The sequence below is a fragment of the Cryobacterium sp. PH31-O1 genome (genome assembly GCF_030063455.1).
GTDB lineage: Bacteria > Actinomycetota > Actinomycetes > Actinomycetales > Microbacteriaceae > Cryobacterium.
Genome location: NZ_JASITB010000001.1, coordinates 136,658 through 157,099 on the forward strand (window position 1 = coordinate 136,658; position 20,442 = coordinate 157,099).

General features: G+C 61.2%; 15 protein-coding genes. 9 read left to right on the plus strand and 6 right to left on the minus strand.

Going from position 1 to position 20,442, the window contains the following annotated elements; all coding sequences use genetic code 11:
* Window positions 1-45: 45 nt before the first annotated feature.
* Window positions 46-516, plus strand: a complete 471-nt coding sequence (locus tag QMK31_RS00695) for a DUF3145 domain-containing protein (RefSeq protein WP_283499047.1) — start codon at window positions 46-48, stop codon at window positions 514-516.
* Between the two features lie 204 nt (window positions 517-720).
* Here the strand turns inward: QMK31_RS00695 and QMK31_RS00700 are convergent, their stop codons facing one another.
* Genes QMK31_RS00700 through QMK31_RS00715 form a run of 4 tightly spaced genes read right to left on the minus strand, consistent with a single transcriptional unit; the run spans window position 721 to window position 6,528 of the window.
* Window positions 721-3,681, minus strand: a complete 2,961-nt coding sequence (locus QMK31_RS00700) for a Tn3 family transposase (protein ID WP_283499048.1) — start codon at window positions 3,679-3,681, stop codon at window positions 721-723.
* Window positions 3,682-3,734: 53 nt separating this feature from the next.
* On the minus strand, window positions 3,735-4,541 hold the full coding sequence (locus QMK31_RS00705) for an AAA family ATPase (protein ID WP_283499049.1): 807 nt from the start codon (window positions 4,539-4,541) through the stop codon (window positions 3,735-3,737).
* A gap of 2 nt (window positions 4,542-4,543) precedes the next feature.
* The gene (locus QMK31_RS00710; RefSeq protein WP_283499050.1) at window positions 4,544-5,926 is read right to left on the minus strand and encodes a TnsB C-terminal domain-containing protein; all 1,383 of its coding nucleotides are present in this window, start codon (window positions 5,924-5,926) and stop codon (window positions 4,544-4,546) included.
* An 11-nt stretch (window positions 5,927-5,937) separates the two neighbouring features.
* A complete protein-coding gene (locus QMK31_RS00715; RefSeq protein ID WP_283499051.1) occupies window positions 5,938-6,528 on the minus strand; it encodes a recombinase family protein in 591 nt (196 codons plus the stop codon).
* Window positions 6,529-7,142: 614 nt separating this feature from the next.
* Between QMK31_RS00715 and QMK31_RS00720 the strand changes: the two genes are divergently transcribed.
* From QMK31_RS00720 to QMK31_RS00750, 8 genes are all read left to right on the plus strand, one after another.
* Entirely contained in the window at window positions 7,143-8,063 is a 921-nt protein-coding gene (locus QMK31_RS00720) for a DUF4258 domain-containing protein (RefSeq protein ID WP_283499052.1), read from the plus strand.
* Window positions 8,060-8,329: a DUF2283 domain-containing protein gene (locus QMK31_RS00725; RefSeq protein ID WP_283499053.1), complete on the plus strand. Its 270-nt coding sequence runs from the start codon at window positions 8,060-8,062 to the stop codon at window positions 8,327-8,329. The genes QMK31_RS00720 and QMK31_RS00725 overlap by 4 nt, the downstream gene beginning before the upstream one ends.
* 339 nt (window positions 8,330-8,668) lie before the next feature.
* Window positions 8,669-9,223 (plus strand): recombinase family protein, encoded by a 555-nt coding sequence (locus tag QMK31_RS00730; RefSeq protein WP_283499054.1) that lies wholly within the window; start codon window positions 8,669-8,671, stop codon window positions 9,221-9,223.
* Between the two features lie 161 nt (window positions 9,224-9,384).
* Window positions 9,385-9,744, plus strand: a complete 360-nt coding sequence (locus QMK31_RS17270; protein WP_502852452.1) for a peptidase inhibitor family I36 protein — start codon at window positions 9,385-9,387, stop codon at window positions 9,742-9,744.
* A 161-nt stretch (window positions 9,745-9,905) separates the two neighbouring features.
* Complete coding sequence (locus QMK31_RS00735) at window positions 9,906-10,580, plus strand: hypothetical protein (RefSeq protein WP_283499055.1); 675 nt, start codon at window positions 9,906-9,908, stop codon at window positions 10,578-10,580.
* Between the two features lie 226 nt (window positions 10,581-10,806).
* A complete protein-coding gene (locus tag QMK31_RS00740) occupies window positions 10,807-11,688 on the plus strand; it encodes an efflux RND transporter periplasmic adaptor subunit (protein ID WP_283499056.1) in 882 nt (293 codons plus the stop codon).
* The gene (locus QMK31_RS00745) at window positions 11,685-13,631 is read left to right on the plus strand and encodes an ABC transporter ATP-binding protein/permease (RefSeq protein ID WP_283499057.1); all 1,947 of its coding nucleotides are present in this window, start codon (window positions 11,685-11,687) and stop codon (window positions 13,629-13,631) included. Before QMK31_RS00740 ends, QMK31_RS00745 begins: the two co-directional genes overlap by 4 nt.
* Before the next feature lie 455 nt (window positions 13,632-14,086).
* A complete protein-coding gene (locus QMK31_RS00750; protein ID WP_283499058.1) occupies window positions 14,087-14,215 on the plus strand; it encodes a helix-turn-helix domain-containing protein in 129 nt (42 codons plus the stop codon).
* Window positions 14,216-14,671: 456 nt separating this feature from the next.
* On the opposite strand, the gene QMK31_RS00755 is transcribed toward QMK31_RS00750, so the two are convergent.
* Window positions 14,672-17,653: an RHS repeat-associated core domain-containing protein gene (locus QMK31_RS00755; protein WP_283499059.1), complete on the minus strand. Its 2,982-nt coding sequence runs from the start codon at window positions 17,651-17,653 to the stop codon at window positions 14,672-14,674.
* Between the two features lie 1,095 nt (window positions 17,654-18,748).
* The gene (locus tag QMK31_RS00760) at window positions 18,749-20,413 is read right to left on the minus strand and encodes a hypothetical protein (protein WP_283499060.1); all 1,665 of its coding nucleotides are present in this window, start codon (window positions 20,411-20,413) and stop codon (window positions 18,749-18,751) included.
* Between the last annotated feature and the right edge of the window lie 29 nt (window positions 20,414-20,442).

Sequence of the window (20,442 nt, forward strand, 5' to 3'; positions counted from 1 at the left end):
TCAACACTCAACCGTCGGGCGCCGATTGCGCGGGGGGTGCTTTTTATGCACTCTTCTCCGCGAGCCGTCTGCCCGCATGTCGAGTGGTCGGCTGGCCGTGCGCTCGGTGAGGCGGTAAATTTCGACTGGTCGGAACAGCCAGCCCTTCCCGGCTCCTTCCGGGCCGAGTACTTCTGGGAGGGATCCCCCGGAACCGGTGCCGCGCTAGCATCCGCTTTGCGCGGGTGGGATCAGTTGCGCTTTGAAGTCACCGAAGACGCCGGGCCCGATTCTGATGGTGGCCGGTGGCTGCACACGCCCGAACTCGGAATCTTCTATGCGCAGACCGACACCGTGGGCAACGTCGTGGTTCCGGAAGACCGCATCCGATCAGCCATGGACAGCGCCGGGGCGAACGCCATCGAACTGCACCGCCAGTTGCGTCTGGCTCTCGGACAGTCCTGGGACGACGAACTGGAACCGTTCCGTCAGGCCAGTGACCTGAACGCGGTGGTCTGGCTGCATCAGGTCGGCTGATCCGTGGGCACCCCAAGCGTGCGGTTCGCCCGTGGCGGCGTGGCATGTCGACCGGTGACATTCCCGGCGGCAATCCCACGAAGTCACAGCCTGTGCCCCCAATAGGGCCAGGCACGGTGAATCGCCTTACAGAAATGACCCCGTCCAAACATGGACGGGGTCATTCTCTTAGGGGTCAGCTCACGAAACGGAATAAATACCACGCTAAGAGTTTCCGGGCCTGTGCAGGGGGCGGAGTTTTCCGGCTTTGGGTTGGCGGGGGTTGTTCCAGGTGTAGTCGCCGGTGAGGTTGATGTGTTCCCAGCCGAGTGGTGAGAGGTGATCGAGCAGCGGGTCGTCAGTGGGGTGGCCTGTTGTGGTGATGGCGTGGTCGAGGTAGACGGTGTTCCAGAGGGTGATCGCGGCGGTGAGCAGGTTCAGCCCCGATGCGCGGTGGCGTTGGTTGTCGTAGGAACGGTCGCGGAGCTCGCCGAGCCGGTTGAAGAACACCGCGCGGGCGAGCGCATTTCGTGCTTCCCCTTTATTTAGGCCGGTTTGCACGCGTCGGCGGAGCTCGGGGTTTTGCATCCAGTCGAGAGTAAAGAGGGTGCGTTCGAGTCGTCCGAGCTCCCGCAGGGCTGTAGCCAGACCGTTCTGCCGTGGGTAGCTGCCCAGCTTCCGGAGCATCAGCGACGCGGTGACGGTGCCGGTCTTGATCGAGGTGGTGAGGCGCAAAATATCGTCCCAGTGGGCGTGGATGATTTTGGTATTGATGTTGCCGCCGATCAGCGGCTTCAGGGTCGGATAGCTGTCGGAGTGTCCGGGAATGTAGAGACGTTTATCGGCCAGGCCGCGGATGCGCGGGGCGAATCGGTAGCCGAGGAGGTGAGTCAGGGCGAAGACGTGGTCGGTGAAACCGGCGGTGTCGGTGTAGTGCTCCTCAATCCGTAGGTCGGACTCGTGGTAGAGCAGACCATCGAGGACGTGGGTGGAGTCGCGGACGGTGGCAGAGATCACTGTGCTGTGAAACGGCGCGTACTGGTCGGAGATGTGGGTATAGAACTGAACGCCCGGTTCCTGGCCGTATTTGAGGTTGACATGCCCGGCGAACAGGCCGCGGCCGCCGGCCTTGAAATTCTGCCCATCAGAGGATGAGGTGGTGCCCTGGCCCCATCGGGCGGCAAAGGGTTGCTGGCTTTGCGCGTTGATGATCTCGGCGAGGGCTGCGGCGTAGGTTTCGTCGCGGACGTGCCAGGCCTGGAGCCAACCCAGTTTCGTGACGGTAGCCCCGGGCGATGCTTCAGCCATTTTTCGAAGCCCCAGATTGATCGCGTCGGAGAGAACGGCAGTGAGTAGCAGGGTGGTGTCTTGGGGTGGTTGACCGGATTTGAGGTGCGTGAAGTGCCTGGAGAATCCGGTCCACCGATCAACTTCGAGGAGAAGCTCGGTGATCTTCACGTGCGGCAAAAGACCGTAGCTCGCTCGGATGAGAGCGTCAGCCTCATCCGGAACCATATTCGTCAGCGGGCTGATCCGCAGATGCCCGGTCGCGGTCATTGCGGCATCGGGCAGCTCACCGACCGCCGCGAGCTTTTCGACGACGGCGAGTTGCTGCTCCAACCGTGTGGTGCGTTCGGTGAGGAACTGTTCCACGTCGGCGATGATCGGAAGACCGAGCGTGTCGTCGGCACGGCGCTGCACGAAGACGGCGGCAGGCACGAGATACTCGTCGAAGTCCTTGTGCTGCCGAGAACCGGCAACCCAAATATCCCCTGACCGGAGCGAATTGCGAAGCTCGCTCATCACACACAGCTCGTAGAAGCGCCGGTCCAACCCGTCGGGTGTGCGGACGAGGTCGACCCACCGTTTTCGAACGAAGGAGGTCGGTGCGGTTTCAGGAATTTTCCGTGCTTGCCGCGCATACACGTCACGCAGCACCACGATTGCGGCGAGCACGTCACGCGCGGCCGGTGCGGCCTGGAAATCGAGGGACTCCAAAAGCGCCGGCGTATATCGCCGAAGCTGACTGTACCCATCAGCTGCGAAGGCGAGGTGATCGAAATTCGCGGGACCGGCCAGCTGCTCCGCCTCCGTGACGCTTTCCTCCAGCGCCGCCCACGAGATCACTTTTTCCACCGCAGCGAAGGGTTCGACACCGGATTTTTTCGCGGCCAGAATAGCCCGGCCGAGCTGTGAATACAGCCGCACCTTGTCGCTGATCGCTTTGCCCGAGTTCTGAAATTGTTCCGCGTGGGTGCGTTTAGCCCTGCTGAATACCCCGCCCAGGCACCGGTCGTGAAGATCGATGATCTCATCGATCAACGTTGCCTGCGTGTCGAGGACCACCGCGACCAGTGTCGCGTGTCGACGGTTCGGTTCGAGGTCCCGCAGATGCTGGGATGTCATCTGAGCACCCTCCCGAGCCAACTTCGCCAGACGCCCACTGTGCAGGACGTTCCCTGTTCCGACCGGAATTCCGATCGCACGAACCGCTTTCAACCTGTCCAGATGCGCGAGAATATGCCGGGCACGCGGCGTCCCTGGCGGCTGCCGCAGCCAACTGAGACCGCTGAACTGGCTTCCCTCGGCCAACACGAGAAGGTCATCAAGCGCAGCACGGGACTCGGCAGGAACGGGTTCGACCAACTGCGCATGCATCCGCCGGGTGCCGTGCGTCAACGCTTCACCGCAAATCCGCTCAATGACGTCGACCGACGGAACAATGACGCTCTCGCCTCGGAGACCTTCGACGAGGGCTTCGGCGAGGGCGCCGCCGCGATCAGTGCGCTGAGCGAGGAGCGCCAATGTGGCCGCCCAGCGACGAAAGTCAGACAGACTGAATGTCCGAAGTCCCAGCCACGTCTGAAGTTCCGCGAAATGCTCGCTGCGCGTTTGTGCCCGTTTCGCGTATTCTTCCCAACGGTCAACCGGTACGCCCAACTGACGTGAGAGCATTTCGAGCAGGGCCGGCTCGGGACTCTCATCCACCCCGAGAGCCCGGCCGGGGAATCGGAGATAACAAAGCTGGGCGGCGAAACCCAACCGGTTCCCCTCACCTCGCCGCTGGCGAATGATCGCGAGATCGGAATCGGTCAACGTGAAGTGCTGCACACGCTGCACGGCGTCCGTAGGCAGAGCAAGTAATTCCTGACGCTCGATGACAGTCAGAACAGGACGGCGAGGCATACACGTGTGGACTTCGGCGCTCTTTGGCGGCGTTCTGTGATCGCTCTGTGTCGTTAATTCCCGATGACGAGGATGCTGGCGGCGGCTTCGATGACGTCGTCGGTGATGATCTCAAGTTGGTTGATTTTGAGTACTCGGTTGACTTGGGGGAAGAGGCGTTCGAGGAGGCGGAAGTTGCCGCGCGTGATGCGTTCGATCGCGGCGATGGCTTGCGCGTCGGTGAAGTCGTCGGGGTCCAGGGTGCGGCCGAGGCGTTTCCAGTGGCGGTCGAGCACGAAGAGGAGTTCGTCGCGGCCGAGGGCACGGTAGTGGTGGGAGAAGCCGAGGCGGCTGTATAGCTGGGGGTAGTGGCGGAAGCGCTGGTCGATTCCGGGCATGCCGATGAGGATCATCGCGAGGTGGGTTCGGTCGTGGCGGTCGCGGAGGAGTTCAAGCGCGACAGGGGTGAGTCGTTCGGCTTCGTCAATGATGAGCAGTTCCACCAGGTGTGCAGCTCTGCCCGGTTTGAGTGGCTCGGGGTCGAGCGTGCGGAGGTGTTCGTCGGCGCAAATACCGACCCTGGCCTGCCAATGGTCAACCTCGTCCATAAGCGTCTTGGGCCTACAGAGAACCTCCGGTGTGTAGAAGACTGTGCGGGATCGGTTGGCGAGAGCGTAGTGCTTCGCGTCGTGGTCGCCGCGTGGTCCCCATTCGTTGATGTAGGGCTCGAGGGTGTCCCAGTTGGCGTATCGGCGGGCGGAATTGGTTTTGCCAACGCCGGCGTCACCGTGGCAGATCCCGATGGTCTTCTCTTTCCGGACGGCGTTGGCGAACTCGGTGAAACGGCGGTGCTCCTTGGTGACGATGAAGTCCTGATTCATTGCTAGTCCTCTTCATACGTGCGCAGCCGTCGCCGGTGCGGTGCAGGATCTACGGCCTGGGTTTCCACGCGAGCGGCGACCGACGGGATGCGGTCGTTGATGCTGTGGCGAAGCTCGCGGCGGCGCGCTCGGCGGGCTGTTTCGATGTCGCGCAGGCTGAGCCGGAGATTGGGGTGGGCTTCATCGACGGCGACGCAGACAAAAGTGTCGTGGTCGTAGACCCGGATCTCGGAAACATCGCGCGGGTCGTAGCGGATGGTGATGGTGTGTCCCACGAAGGGGGCAAGCGTCGGGGCGAGGTAGCGCTGGCCTTGAAAGTGAATGCCATCCCGCTGCACTGTTCGGCTTTTGGGTACGGTCAGCAGAAGTCCGTCGAGTTCCTCGAGACTGTCAGGCATCCGAGGCAGCCACCCTTCAGCAACCCAGGCGTCATGTGGAGAGGTGCCGAGTTCGCTGTGAATTCGGGCGTTGTAGGTAGCGATGAACTCTCCGATCGCTCGATCGAGATCGGGGAGGTTCAGTGCGGGTTCCGGCTTTCGGCTCCCGGGACCGAGGTGTCCGGGGAGGGCGGCGAGCAGCTCGGTGTTGATGGTGCCGAAGAACCGCTCGATCTTGCCCCGTCCCTGGGGCCGGCCGACGATGGAGTGGATGAGGCGGATGTGCAGTTCGATGGCGGTGCGTTCGAGGTGGTGGCTAGTGAAGTCGGATCCGTGGTCGACGTGCAGGATGTCGGGGATGCCGCACATCGCCCACGTCGGATCGGTTTTACGCCAGATCGCTTGCCGCAGCGCGAGCGCGGTGTTGAGTGCGGAGGGTGCGCCGGTGAAGACGGTGTACCCACATATCGCGCGGGAATGATCGTCCTCCACCGTGGTCAGCCACGGGCGGTCGGGCTTCCCGTTGGCGCCGACGATGAGAATGTCCAGTTCCGTGTGATCGGCCTGCCAGGTCTGGTTGGGGCGATCAGCGCGGCGCCGAAATACGAGCTCGTAACGATCCCGATACGACGTCGGCCCCTCCAACGCGAGAGTGACGAGGGCCGGATCCAATGCCAGGACGATCTCCCGCACCGTCGAATAGCTCGGTCCGAGTGCGCCCTGGCGTTGCGCTTCGACCACAGCGAGGCGGTGCAGCGTCGCCAGGCTCGGGCGTGGCTTCGTCAGTGCGAGCCGTTCGATGAACGCCACAGTTGTGGCTGCGGTGCGTGGCATTCCCGTGTCGGCGCGCGGGTGCGGGTCAAGCGCTACGATTCCGCCACGCCGGTAGAGGTGGTGCCAGCGTTGCAACGTCCGCGCGCTGATCCCAGCGTCCCGGGCGAGAGCCGCAAGGGGCACCTGGTCTTCGACGTGAAGTCGAAGAACCCGCCACCGCTCGTCGCCGTCCACGACTGGTTACATCATTGGTCCTCGCGGGCGGCGAGGGCGTGTTGGTGGCGGTAGAGGGTTGCTCGGCTCCAGCCGACGAGGTGGGCGGCATCGGCGGCGGTACGTCCACGCTTCCGGGCGGCGTTGACGATCCCGAGCTTGTCGGCGATCACTGTCGGGTTCACGGCTGGCCGGCCGAAGCGGGTGCCGGCGGTGCGTGCGGCGGCGATGCCGGCATTGACGCGTTCGACGATGAGTTCGCGTTCATACTCCGCCAGTGTGGCGAGCATGTTCAGCATCAGCCGACCGTTCGTCGTGGCGGGGTCGATCCCATCCGAGATCGAGCGGACGAGCACACCCCGTTCCCGGAGCAGGTTCACCGTGTTGAGGACATCGATGAGGGACCGGCCGAGCCGGTCCACCCGCCACACGACAATAGTGTCGTCGGGTTCGGCGTAATCGAGAAGCTTCTTCATCCCTGGGCGCTCAATGGCCGTCTTGCTCCCCGAGGTGATATCCGCAAACACGTCGCGCTTCTGCACCCCGGCGGCAACCAGAGCATCGAGCTGTAACTGCGCATCCTGACTTGCCGTACTCACCCGCGTGTAACCCAGCATCCTCATAAACTCATTCTGCCTCACAAAGTCCCTTCGAAGATAGTGAGACAGCATGAATGGCGAGACGACTTTCCGAGACAAAATAGGAGCACGAGATTCCGCGTTTTCCTGCAGTTCGCCCATGACTCGATTTCGGCGGGTCGAGTGTCTCGTAAATCTATAGTTTTCTAGGACAGTAATCCTGAGCACCTGAGCACCTGAGCACCTGAGCACCTGAGCACCTGAGCACCTGAGCACCTGAGCACCTGAGCACCTGAGCACCTGAGCACCTGACGCTGCATCGTGCTCGTTCGAGGTCGGACTATACCGACAATCCAAGACCCCGCGCTCAACGGCGCCTTGCACCTGCACAGGGGTATCCGTTGGCCATCCCCCGTTGCGGCCGGTTGTGTGTTCCTGAGCGGTCGTGCCCAATGCCTGAGACCTCCGGCGCCGGACAGTCCTAACGCTTGGCGTCGAACTTAAACGTTAACCGTGGCAAGGGGCCTGAACTCTTCGAGGACCTCCTACGTGGCCCCGACAAGTATGCTCTTCGGAACGGCTCCTCCGGATTGCCTGGTTCTTGTCGTATGGGGGGAGGCACGTACTCACTGATGGCTATAGGGGAAGGTCAACACTTAATGCAAGATTTTCGTAGATTCGTTTCATTTGGAGCAGTCGTTCTTGTAAGTAGCGCACTAGCGCTGGGATCAGTTGTCCCGGCGAATGCTGAGGCAGAAAGACCATCGATTCTCTCTACGCTTGAGAGCGCCAATACTCAAACCGTTCAAAACATAGCCCCTATCGAAGCTGCAGATCGCGGGGGCGCGGCATTTGCTGCGCAACTTGCGGGCGTTGATGTCCTCGTTCCAAGCGACGCAGAGGCAGCCTTGAGTATCGGAGAACCTGGTTCAGAGGTCTTGATCAGCCTGCCATTCGCCGACACCGCCAGCGCGGCCGAAGTGCTAGCGCCAGGGGTGATGGCATATGAGAATGCCAACGATTCGACCACGGTTCCGGTGGTGAAGAATGACGGATCGGTTCAGATTAACACCGTAATTGACTCTGTTGACGCACCGACTCGGTACGACTATGAAATCGGGATCAGCGACGGCTCTAGCTTCGTATCTGAATCCGACGGCAGTATCACCGTTCTCGACGCTGCACTCGAGGTAACAGCTGTTGTTGCTCCCCCGTGGGCCACGGACGCAAACGGGCAAGCAGTCGCAACGCATTACGAAGTGATTGGCAACACGATCACTCAGATTGTCCAGCACAACGTAGCCGGCGTCGCATATCCAGTCGTCGCAGATCCTTGGTGGATTCCTGCGTTGCGTCTGGTTGGCTCTTGGACAAACCATGCACTGCAGAAGATTGCTCAGCAGAACATTGCCCAGAATTTGGTAAAGATCGCTGTCCAGGAAGGGAAGAAGACTGCTGGCAACACTCCTGGCACGTCGGTCTTCACAGCCAACAGCATCCGCGTCGTCGTGAATAACAAGACCGGTGCAATCATCACGGTCTACCGCGCGGGCGGCGGAGGCGGAGGAGGCGGAGTATGAAACTCAAATTCGATGAGGAGGCAAACGCCGCGTCGCTTTTTCCGGGACGGCCCGCCGGTCAAGGGGAGATAGCGACGACGGTAAGCGGCATCCAAGATCCCCTCAAAAAGGGAGAATTGCTTCTCCATTTTGATGCGAACGGGCGCCTGATTGAGATCGAGATCCTTAACGCTCGTGATCTCCTTCGGGCATCCGATCTCGATTCTGCCGATCGAGATCTTCCTTTGGCCGGAAACCAGCTATTGCCTAGTGATTCGCCCGACTAACAACAGACCTGCCCTGGTACCTGACCGCTTTTCCATCACGATTGACTACATGACGTGAAGCAATCCAAAAGGGGCCGCCTGTCCAAGCGGCCTTTTTTGGAGTTCGATGTGCCGAATAGCGATCATAGAACGCCGCCAAAGAGCGCAAAGATTCACAGCATACACGCTCCTTCTCGAAAACGGAAGAAAACAAGAACCGAAACGTGAGTGCAGTCGCCTGGCGACCAAGACAACGAACGACGCGCCAATTCAAGACCACCCGATTCTCGTAAATGGTTCTCGGAATAGTGTTCTCATATCATCCCATAACCACGGCTTTCAAGAAACTACGAGGCCCTCATGCTCATCGGCTACGCCCGCGTCTCCACCCACGATCAAAACCTCACCCTCCAACACCAGGCCCTCACCGCCGCCGGCTGTCAGAAAACCTTCGACGACACCATCAGCGGCACCCGCACCGATCGCCCCGGACTGACCAAAGCACTCGAGCAACTCCGACCCGGTGACACCTTCGTCGTGTGGAAGCTCGACCGTCTCGGCCGAACCGTGAAGAACCTCATCACATTCACCGAACAACTTCACCACGATGGTGTCGGATTCCGATCCCTGACCGACCAGATCGACACCACGACCCCAGCTGGCCGATTCTTCTTCCACGTCATGGCCTCCCTCGCTCTAATGGAACGCGAACTCACCATCGAACGCACCCAAGCCGGACTGGCAGCAGCCCGCCAGGCCGGACGTCTCCCTGGACGCAAACGCATCATGACCGACAGTAAAATCGCCTCCGCAAAACAGCTCCTCGCCACCGGCACCCCACCAGCCACCGTTGCCCACAACCTCGGCGTATCCATCCCCACCCTCTACCGCTGGCTACCCGCCAGCGACCGGTAGCGTGCGATTTATTCCGTTTTCTGAGGCGACCCCGTACAGGGGTGGCTTGGAAAACGAAAGGTCGTTCAAGGTGTCCCCTGATGTGGGGGTCACCTTCATCTAGACCTGAGGTAGGCGGTCCCTCTACTGTGAGGCAACAGAATACGACGATGGGGGACGCGATGAAGACTCGATCTAAACTGGCAGTTTTGGGAACAGGTGCACTGGTTCTCCTGTCGACGGTAGTTGTCAGCTCTCCAGCGAATGCGGCTATCAGCGACTGCAACGTCACAAACCGGGCGTGCGCTTGGATCGCTTCCAATTCCTCGGGTCTCCCCGGCATGTGGAGCTCGAGTGCGTCGACGCTTCCTGGTTGGGATAATCAGATTTCATCAATTCGCAACCGGAAAGCCACGAACATTGGTTGGTTCTCGGGCACGGGATACTCCGGGAACGTGTTTGTCCATGCGCCAGGTGATGCAGGTTTCTTCAGCTGGCCAGACACTCGCAATGATTCATTCAGCTCGCTCTTCGTATATTGACGATGCCTTGGCATCCACCAAGGATTTATGCGGCCTGTCTCATCATGGTGACGTTGGGTCTGGTGGGCTGTAGCAGCACTCCGGAGCGGGACTACAGCACGGTCCGGGCGCAGCTCAATCCGCAAACTAGCGATGTTCGACTCCCTCTTGAGGCGTATGCCATGAGCTGGTCGGAGATGCAGGACGTCTCGCACGCGAATGCGCTCCTCGTCTCCGATTGTTTGGCCGTCGGGGGCCGCCAGTTTGCGCGAGCAACCCAGGACTGGGACTCCATACCCGCGATTCCTGATCGTCGGTATGGGGCCTGGTCTCAGACCGACGCCGAGAAAAACGGATACGAGCTACCCCAATCGCCTCAATCGGCCGCTTTGACGACGTTAGAGGATGGGCTCGGCGATGACTGGTGGGAAGCATTCGAATCCTGCCAATCCAAAGTTGAACTCTTCCCCATCATGGGTTTCAACACTGCGCCGGACACATCTCCCGTCGACGTCGGGATGAACGAGTCTTTCACAGCGCTTCTAGCAAGTAGTGCATTTGATTCCGTGCGCGCGGACTGGACGAGCTGCATAGTCGCTCAGGGCGTAGTCCCTGACAGTGAATCGGGCGTGTTGGTCCCGGAGATTCCGGCCGCTGGTGAGGAACAACTACGAGTCGCAGCGATCGATGTCGCATGCAAGGAATCATTGAACAGCGTCCAGAAACTCGCCGACGTCGAAGCGCAAGGGCAGATGGCCTATATCGACGAGCATGAGAGCGAATTGAAGGCGTACCGCGACAAGGTAGACGACGTCCTTTTCGCAGTGAGAAAGGTGCTGGCGACCTTTGGCGGATGAACACACTCCTCACACGCAAGCGAAGCTTCGGTATCTGGCGCACCCGCGACGAACTTGGGTATTCATCGGCTTAGCGGTCGCGGTCGCGGTCATTGCCTTCGGGCTGGGGACTTTGGTGCGCTCACCGGATTCATTAATTCTTGACGCGCGAGACCAGACCATTCCTGTATTCGCCACTGTCGAGTCGCGCGCTGTGACGGCTGATGTTCGGATTCAGGGCGATGTCGTGGGAAGCACCGCTCATCCCATATATGCGGCTGCCCCCGACGGTGCCTCTGTCGCCGTGGTCACGAAGGCCGGTGTTGCGTCCGGTGCGACGCTGACGAACGGCGCGCTCGTAGGTACTGTGTCAGATCGCCCCGTTTTCGTCTTCTCCCTGAAAATACCCCTGTTCCGTGATATTCACCGGTCCGACAAGGGAACCGACGTTTCTAGTCTTCAGGATGCCCTCGGCGTCCCCGCGACTGCGGTTATGGATACTTCCACGCTTAACGCCGTTCGCCACCTGTATAACGGAGCCGAGCTTGTTCCCCCGGGCGGAGCAGGAAACGGGACCTATGTCAGACTCAGCGAGTTCGTGTCACTGCCCTCGTCGGACGAACCGCCACTAGTCCGCACCATCGCCGGGGTCGGTACTCTGCTGGATTCAAACACCCCTCTTGCAACCCTGAGTATCGGCCGCGGCTTTGTGAGCGTGCGGGCTAGTGTCAGTGAGGCCGATCACATCGTGCAAGGGAGCGAGGCATCGGTGCAGGGTGCCGACGGTGCCACCACAAAAGGAACGGTTACGTCGATCGGAGATTTCCAAGCGTCCGGAACCGTCGCGGGTCGTCCCCCTGGCCGGGACATTCGTATCGACTTGCCAGAAGACGACCCGCTGGCGTCGGGAGCATCGGTAGCCGTGCTCTTCGGCGTGGCAGGCGAGCTGGTGACGGCGGTGCCAACGTTGGCGATCCGCTCAGACTCTGGCGGCGATTATGTTCTCCGCCGAGCTGACAACAGCACGGCGGAACGAGTTACCGTCACGATTCTGCGAAATGCAAACGGGTGGAGCGCCGTTGATTCCGCCCTGCTAGCAGTAGGTGACGACGTGACGGTTTCCCCGTGAAAACAACGCACCCTCTCATCTCCTTGAAACAGGTGAGCCGACGATATGGAGATCAACAACAGTGGTTCGCGCTACAAAACGCGACCCTAGAAATCGGGCACGGCGAGTTCGTAGCGATCATCGGCCCGTCCGGGTCAGGAAAGTCGACGCTCCTGAATACGATGGGGCTTCTCGATGAGACCTGGAATGGCACCTTCGAGATCGACGGCCGCGACGTCAGGGAGCTCAACCGGGCCGAGCGTGACAAGCTCCGCGCGAGCATGTTCGGATTCGTTTTCCAATCTTCATATGCGAATCCCTATGAATCCACCGCGCGAAACGCTGCCCTCGGACTGGCCATTCAGGGTCTGAGCCTGACAGAACAAAGCGCCCGGGTCACTCGAGCCCTCGCCGTGGTGGGTCTTCTTGACAAAGCCGACAGTATGTCTCGGACCCTGTCGGGTGGCGAACGACAGCGCCTCGCGATCGCGCGCGCAATCGCGACACAACCGCGCCTGATTCTCGCAGATGAGCCAACGGGGAATCTTGATAGTGCCTCCGCAACACGGATGATGGAGCTTTTTCGCGAGCTGAACGAGCTGGGAACCTCCATAGTTGTCGTCACGCACGATCGCAAAGTGGCTGATTTCGCGCACCGCATCGTCGAAGTCCGAGACGGCATCCTCACCGAAGTCGGAGCACCCATACCGAAGACCAAGCCAGAACACACTCCCGCGGCTGACGACCTCACACCAGCAGTATCGCCTTGGCTGAGGCGGCCGCGTGTCGTCGGCGCGACGATGCGACGGTGGCCGGAGCATGCCATCCGCGCCATGAACAATGTCACATCGCGTCCGATGCGATCCGCCGCTCTCGTGGCGGCGTTCACCCTAGCGATCGCCGGCATGGTGGCAGCGGCTGGCATCGGCGCCAGTGCATCACAACAGATAGCGGATCGCCTCACATCCGCAGCCTTGGACGAGGTGCGCGTCAGCGTCACAGCCGGAACAAGTCCGGACGAGCGTCACAACCAAGTACAAGCAATCGGCGAGCTTCTACACGTCCTTGGAGTGGGGGAACTGGCCGCGCTGGATGCCGCAACCGCTAGGACGTCGCGTTTTGCCCTGTCTCCGAGTGTGGATGGGCAATCGTTCTCGGGAAGCACGCTGGGAGTCAACGAATCGTTGCTGACCCTGTCCGAGGTAGTGACGGTCCCCGTCAACGCGTCTCAATTCTTTGGGTCAGTTTCGTCTGGCCGGGTTGCACTAGTCGGCGAAGAAGTGGCGGAAAGACTCGGTATACGACCTGGCGGGTTCGGAAGCGAGGTTTGGGTCTCCGGACGGCCCTACTCCGTCGTCGGCACGATCACGGACTCGCCCAGGGCCCCAAATCTGGTCACCAGTGTAGTTATCCCGCTAGAGGAGCTTCCCAGCCCCGCTTCGGAAATCGTCGTCCGGACGGAACCGGGCTTTTCCGCGAGCGTCGCTGAGGCCATCCCCCTCGCCCTGTCGCCGTCGGCTCCAGCTGACGTCGCCGTGTCAACAACTGGCGATCTGCGCAACCTGCGAGTCGGTGTGTCCGCCGACCTCGATGGCTTACTCAACTCCATATCTGTCGCACTCTTGGCTCTGGCTGTTCTCAGCGCTTCATCGGCGATGTTTCTTTCCGTTCACTCTCGCACCCAGGAGCTCGCTCTCAGCCGCGCACTTGGCCTCAGCCAGACCGGTGTCGCCACCATCTTCATTTGGGAGGGAATCATCGTCGGCTTCGCCGGTTCCTTGGCGGGCGTGTCCCTCGGACTAACGGTTGCCGTCGGAGTGGCTGCTGCCCGAGACTGGACCGCAGCTGTTCCTTGGTCCGCTCTCGCGCTGGCACCTCTGGTAGGGATCATCGGCGGAGCGGTCTCAGCTTTCCTGCCAGCATTGCGGGCAGCCCGTATCGATCCCGCGGATGCCATTCGCTGAACATAACAGCGCCTATCACGCAGCGTCGCGGAAAAATAGATCATGCACGCATCTATGAATTGCTTCCTCGCGGGGTGTTCTGAACGGCCCCATGCCAGACAGCGTTGCAGCACACCTACGAATCTCACAGCCTCCCGCCCGCCAGTGCGGGTTCTTCCGTCCCCGCCCCCGGCACGGAGGCCGGAACGGGGTCTGACCAGTAGCGGGACGGTGAATGGCGGTAACGACTGGACCGGTCGGTCGGACTGCGGTGATACGAAGCGGCGAGCATGCGCGCGTTCAGAACTCGTCTCAAAACGTTGGCCAGCTCGCTAGGAATGTCAGCTGAATTGTGGACACGCCGTGTTCGGCGTGTCGTGCGTCGCAGAATTCAACGATTTTGGACACCGGACAGGCCGCCGTTGCGGGTGATCTGGGGTTTAGCGCCAATGGCCGTTCCGCTACTAGTCAGACCCATGACTGACCATAAAATCACCGCAGCGAGGCAGCTCCTCGCCCAGGGCACCTCCTCCGCCGACGTCGCCCACAACGTCGGGGTCTTGATCCCGACCCTCTACCGGTGGATCCCTGCCACTGACCGTTAAACCGAAAACGGAGCCCCAACCACGTCACCAGGCCCAAAAAATCGGCTTAGCGTGTTACTTATTCCGTTTCGTGAGCTGACCCCATGAAGATGAGGCCAGCGGCGAGCAGAACGACCAGCCCAAATATGAGTGGACCGCTCCCACTGGATGGAGTTCTGATTTTCGCCGTCACCTGATAGCCCTCCTAGGAAACTTGGCTCGGACTTCCTTACAAATCATTGCACTCAACGGCAAGGTCAGTGATCTCGACCTGGAGATCCTAGGGACCGTGCGGCTATTTTCTTCGCGAGCGCGCGATTTCAACGATGATCAAACTTAGGAGACCAAAGCTTGCGCTTGCTAAGAGGAGCACCCTTGCAATGCCTTCCACCCAGATGAATGCAGCCACAATAACGAATGCAAATACGAGCATGAGCAGGATGCTCGCAAGAGGCGTTCTTTTCCGAAACTGCATGCTTACGCTCCTGCTATGCATTGACCAAGCATGCCTGCACCAGCAACCAACGAGGCTATGCCGAGATTAATACTCACCGCACCAAAGAACCCACCCGCAGCCGTGGTTACAGGAGTTGTCGCGAAAGACACGATTCCAGCGACAGTGGATACACCACCGAGTACGAGTACCGCTCCAGCGGCAACGCAACTCTCAGTGCCCGATGGGTCACTGGCGTTTATAGGATTGCAGCCCGCATATGCGTAAGGATTCGTTTCCTGCCCGGTCGGATCGAATTGGGTGAATCGTCCGGTGCTGGGGTCGTAGTAACGGGCTCCGAGTTTGTATTGGCCGCTGGTAGCGCGGTCGGCGTAGCTGGCGATGTACCGCAGGCTGTTGCTGTCCATTGCTGAACCAGCAGTGACGGTGTTGCGTTGTTCGCCATAGGGGCTGTAGGAGTAGCCACCAGCGAAGGCACCGGTCTTGTCGAACAGGCCGATCACCGAGCCGAGGGAGTCGAGGATGTAGTAGTACTTGGAGCCACTGCCGAAGCGGGTGCTCACCACGCTGCCGTCGCCAGTGCGGGTGTAGTTGCGCTGCGCGCCGCCGGTGAGGATTTCGCGGGCGAGCCCGAGAGCCGAGGAAGTGTAGGTGGTGGTGGAGCTGCTGCGGGTGAGCTGCTCGGTGTTGCCTTGGCCGAATCCGGTATAGGTCGTCGCCCCTATTGCGGTCACCGCGCCGCGGCTGTTGTATGTCGCGGTTTGACCGGTGATCCCGTTCCTGGTCTGGTTGCCAGCCGCGTCGTATGTCCAGTTGGTGGTGTCTGCTGTGGTCGATGCGAGTCGGTTGGCCGCGTTGTAGGTGTATCCGATCGTGCCTGCGGCTGCTCCGGTGTTGCCGGTGCGGATTTGTTGGGTGCGGTTTCCGGCGTTGTCGTACGTATACGCCCAGGACGCGTTGGTCACCGTCCCGGCTTTCTCGGTGGCCGTTTTCACTCGGTTCAGGCTGTCATAGGCATAGCTGGTTATGGCGCCTGCTGGAATGGCGACCTCGGTGAAGCTGGTGCGGGATTGGATTGTGCTGCGGTCGTTGGCCGTGCCGGCCTGTCCGCCGGCCGCGTAGGAGTAGCCGACGTCAGCTTTGACATATCCGCCCGCATCGGTTGCGGTGATTCTGGTGGCGCGTCCGGAGGCGTCACGGGTCGTAGCGACGATGGCATTGCCAGGGAAAGTGCGTTTGGTTTCCGTGGCGTTGGCGTCGTACTCGTACTTCACGCACCCCGAATCGGCGGCGGACCCCGCGGCGCTTTGACAGCTGCCGCCCGGTTCGATGCTCTGCGTAAGCTGGTTGGCGGCGTCATAGACGTACTTGATCAGGCCGGCACCGTCGGTATATTTGGTGAGGTTCCCGGCGGGGTCGTAGCTGTAACTTTCGGCCGCTGTGCTCGGCCCCGCCTCGGCGGTGAGGTGACCGAGAACATCGTATGTTTTCGTTTTGATGCCCGCGACGCTGTCAGTTTGCTTCTGCTCCAGAGCGTTCGGGTAGTAGCCGACCACGACAGTGGCGCCGCCGTCGAAGGTGGTCTTCACGATCTGATCGCGGATGTTGTAGACGTACGCCGTAACGTCGCCGTTCCCGTCTGTGACGGACGTCACCCTGCCGAGCGTGTCCACGCCGTACGTGGTGGTGCCCTGCGGAGTGGGCGGCGTCACGGTGACTAAGTTTCCGTCGCCGTCGTATGCGTAGGTAGTGGTCTTGCCGTTCCCATCGGTCGAGGAACACACTTGACCGGTGAACCCGTTACAGGCGGCCCCGCTGGTCCCTTGGTAGGTGTGCCGTTGGGTGACTGCGCCCGTGCCGCTCGTGGTGGTATCGGTACTGGCGAGGATGTTTCCGGCCGTGTCGTAGTCGTACTTCTTTGTCGCTCCTGATGCGTCCGTCGTGCACTTGGGTTGGAAGGCGGTTCCGCCCGTTCCGGTGCAGTTCACCCCCGTCGCGTAGACCGCGCTGGCGGCCGCTCCGGTCGGGAGTGTGGTGGTCGTGACGTTGTTTAATGCGTCATACGCAAGGGTCGTGATGTTACCCGGGGTGCCTCCGGCGGCCAGAGCGTCTGTTGTCGTCGCCACGTCATTGTTTGCTGTCCACGATTGTGACCGTGATCGGTTTAACGCGTCTTTCGTGGCTGTCACCCGCCCTGCCGTGTCGATCGTGAATACCGACGCGCTCCCGTTCGGGTTGGTGACCGTGGTCTGGCCTGATGCATATGTGTAGGTGGTCGTGGCGAGAAATGTACTCGATGCCACCGTTCCTCGCTTGACGGCTGTCACGCGGTGTGACGAGTCGTAGGTGAATACGACCCGTTGCGTCGTGGCGGTATCGCCGGTTCCGCCGGTGCCGATGAATCGGGCTTCGGAGAGTCGGCCCGTCGAGTCGTACAGGAATGTTTCGCGGACGGAGTCGACGCTTTTCAGTTGGCCGGTGGAATTGCGGGCGTAGGAGACGCTGCGACCTGCCGAGTCGCTGATGATGTCGACCTTGCCTGCGGTGTCGTAGCTGATATCGATGTGTCGACCGGAACTTTGAAATGCGGACACCATCTGGCTGCCGCTATAGGTGTAGGTGACGCCCTGGCCGTTGCGGTCGAAGTCCGTGAGCAGGAATCCTGACAGGGAGAACTTCAGCTGTTCGCCCGTGCGGTTATAAGTCAGGGTGAATCCGTTTGCATCCTTGATCAGGGTTGCGTTGAAGCCGAACGGTGCAACATATGCGCTGCCGCTTTTCGTGAACGTCGCCAGGAATCCCGAGGGACCCGCGAACGTGGCCGTGGCGCCGCTGTCGAGGAGGCCGATGTCATCGGCCAGCAGAGATGACAACCAGCCGCCGCCGAAGGAACCATCTCGAGTCGACAGTCCGTTGTAGAACCGGTCATTTCGAAGTGATAATCCCGGGCCGTTGAGTACGCCCTCGCTGGAGGTGATCAGAAGGTTACCGTTTCCCAGGTTCACACGAGCGACGGTATCGACCGAGAGTTCAATCGTGTCGAAAGAGAAATACGGCAGCGCGCCCAGCCCTGGCGCCCCGACGGTTGTCCCGGCCGGCGCCCGTGACGTTCCGCCCGACGATGGTTGCAGCCGCGTCTCCGGCTGAGGCTGCCAGGCCGCCTCCGGAGCGTTTGATGCCGGAACCGGATCAGTGGCGGTATCAGAGGGAGGGACAAATACCGCCGAGCTTTCAGCGGGGACAGTCGGAAACAGCGTTGCTGCCTGTGCCCCAGTCGACCCCGCCAAAACCACCGCAACCGAAACCGCGACCGCCACACCACTGAACCACTGACCACTACGCACCATTGCGTCCCTCAAAATTAGGTAAGCACTCATCATCAACCTGGGGTGATCTTGGCAGAACACAGAGCAAATACACAAGGGATACTCAGGAAATTTTGTGGCTCCTTCAGGCCGGGCTCCAGGTCGGGAAGGCCAGATCCATCGATGATGCCGTCAACATGGAACGTGCGTGCGTTGGAGGAGTGATTCCGGCATCGTGATCCGAACGGGTTGCGAGGAAACCCCCCACAACTTTCGGGTCGAAGTCCAGGCACATCAGATGATCGCGCTCACACCAGGACTCGAAACCAACATGACGGTTCGTGGTGGCGCACCACCAGAGGCCGGTGAAATTTCGTTGACCTTTGAACGCAGCGGGAGCGCGTACCGGACGTGCATCCTCGAATGGAAGCATCCAGCATTCGTCCAAGCGGCCGCTCGTGGGGGCAGCAGAGAACTGCTCCCTGAAGCTCACAAGGAGCCAGCTAAATCCCGGCGCCGGGGTCGAACGTCCAGCGCCGCCATAGCGCGTCCCAGGCGCCCACTATAAAATCCCTGAGGTGCCAAGTGCCTTAACTGTCAGGCGACACGCCGAGACAAAACCCCTGATGCCTCAGCTAGATGGGACAGGACAGGAGCGAGCCGTGCAGGCGAGTATGAACATTTGTGCAGACGACTTCGTGAGAATGCTCATCTCAATGTCAGTAAATTGCTCATTTGACTGTCAGTGACCTCGTAGGCGCTTGCGACCAGGATGGGAGCTGCTACGGGAGCGGTCTAATGATCTTCATGTCTCACGAGCGTCCGTTCGGGGACGTTTTGGGCTGGGCGATCGGTGAGCCTCAGGGCATATAAGACATCGGGGTGGGGTGCCAGGGCGGTGAGGTTCCCGTCTGGGTCGCGGGGATAGCAGGCGAGCTGGCGGCGGATGAGTAGCCAGCTGCGCCCCGTGGGGCTTTTATGTCGATCGCAGGGCGGGATGGCGCTCAGGTGGTCGTGGAGCAGGTGGAGGACGCTAGCGGCGGTGTCCTCGGTCAGTGGGCGTCGCCCGTGCCAATGGTCGTTTGCCGCTGGCTTGGCGTGGTCGCGGCGGGTCGATGCTGGCCGGCTGGGTTGGCCGAGGACCCGTGATGTTGGTGGTTGTCCTGCTGGCAGCGAAGCAGCGGTATGAACGGGTGGGGCGTCGATCTGGGTGCAGGTGATTCTGATTTGCCAGGTGGCCTCGAGCGTGGGTGGTTGAGTAGGCAGCGCGATCTGACAGTGGTCTGCCGCTGCTTGGATCCGCTTGTTTGTCGCCGCGGGCGGTTCGAATAGCCGTTGACGGGCGGTGGCGGGGTGCTGCTGCATGGCGAAGGCGGCGGCGGCACGGAGCAACGGGCGCGCCGCGACCGGCACGTGGAAGATAGCCCAGGTCGAAACGGTCGGCGCCGTCTGGGTGATCAGGTTTGGCGCCTTTTTGGTGATCTGGGGCCGCCATGCCAGCCGCAGAGCAGCGAGGTCTGGGCGCTGGTGGGCCAGTGTTGCGTAGCTCATCACCTGCGGCGATATGCCGGTGAATAGTGAGGTGGCCATGCCTGCGGCGACCATGGGGTGGGCCACGCCCGTACGGATCCGTTGCAGGATGTCTTGGCTGAACGGCACAGTATTCAGTCCCGGCCCGCTCAGGACGTCCATGAGGTCGCGAGCTGGGGGAATGCCCAGCAGTAGCCCGTGTTCCCAGAACCCGGCCTGGGCACCGCGTAGCCGGGCCAGGGTGTGAGCACGGGTAGGGCTGTCATTCACCAGCCCGGTGAGGAACAGCTGCACGTGCTCCGTGCCAGTCCAGGTCTCCGCGGGTGCGGGGCGGCTTAACCAGTCGCAGGCTGTCTGGTGCCCGTGCTGGTAGGCGGCATCGACCCGTGCGAAGTCCGCAGCGTCGAGCTGCCGGTAGGCCTCGGCACGGAAGTGCGCAACGCCGGCCGCGGGTAGGTCCGGCAGGTGGTCGGTGTCTGGGCGGTCAGACTGCGGTTCCGAGCTGATCAGGGGTGGGTGGGCTGGCTCGTGCGGGGCGAGGGCCTGTGCCAAGTCTGTGAGTACGTGGTGCTCAATTCCGGTCAGGACGGCGCCTAGGGATTCCGGGACCTGCCGGGTGTGGCAGACCAACATCAGGCGGGTGCCGGTGTGTTGGCACAGCCCGACCAGGTGATTCCAGGTGCCGTCCGAGAGTCGATCGGCGCGAAGCACGATCAGGTCGGTGACCTGATCGGTGACCATCCATGCGGCCACGGCTTGCCAGGGGCGTACTTCCCCGGTCAGATGTTCAGCCTGAAGCCGGGTCACCGGCCGGGCCAGGGCGACCAGCACGTCGTAAACGAACGCCGTGGGGCTCGAGGTTGCGGGCGTGGGATGCACCACGATCCGTCCGCGGGCCGGGTCGTGGTGCTCCAGTAGGCTCACCGTCACGCGGACGTCGTCCGTGGGGTCCATCAGGA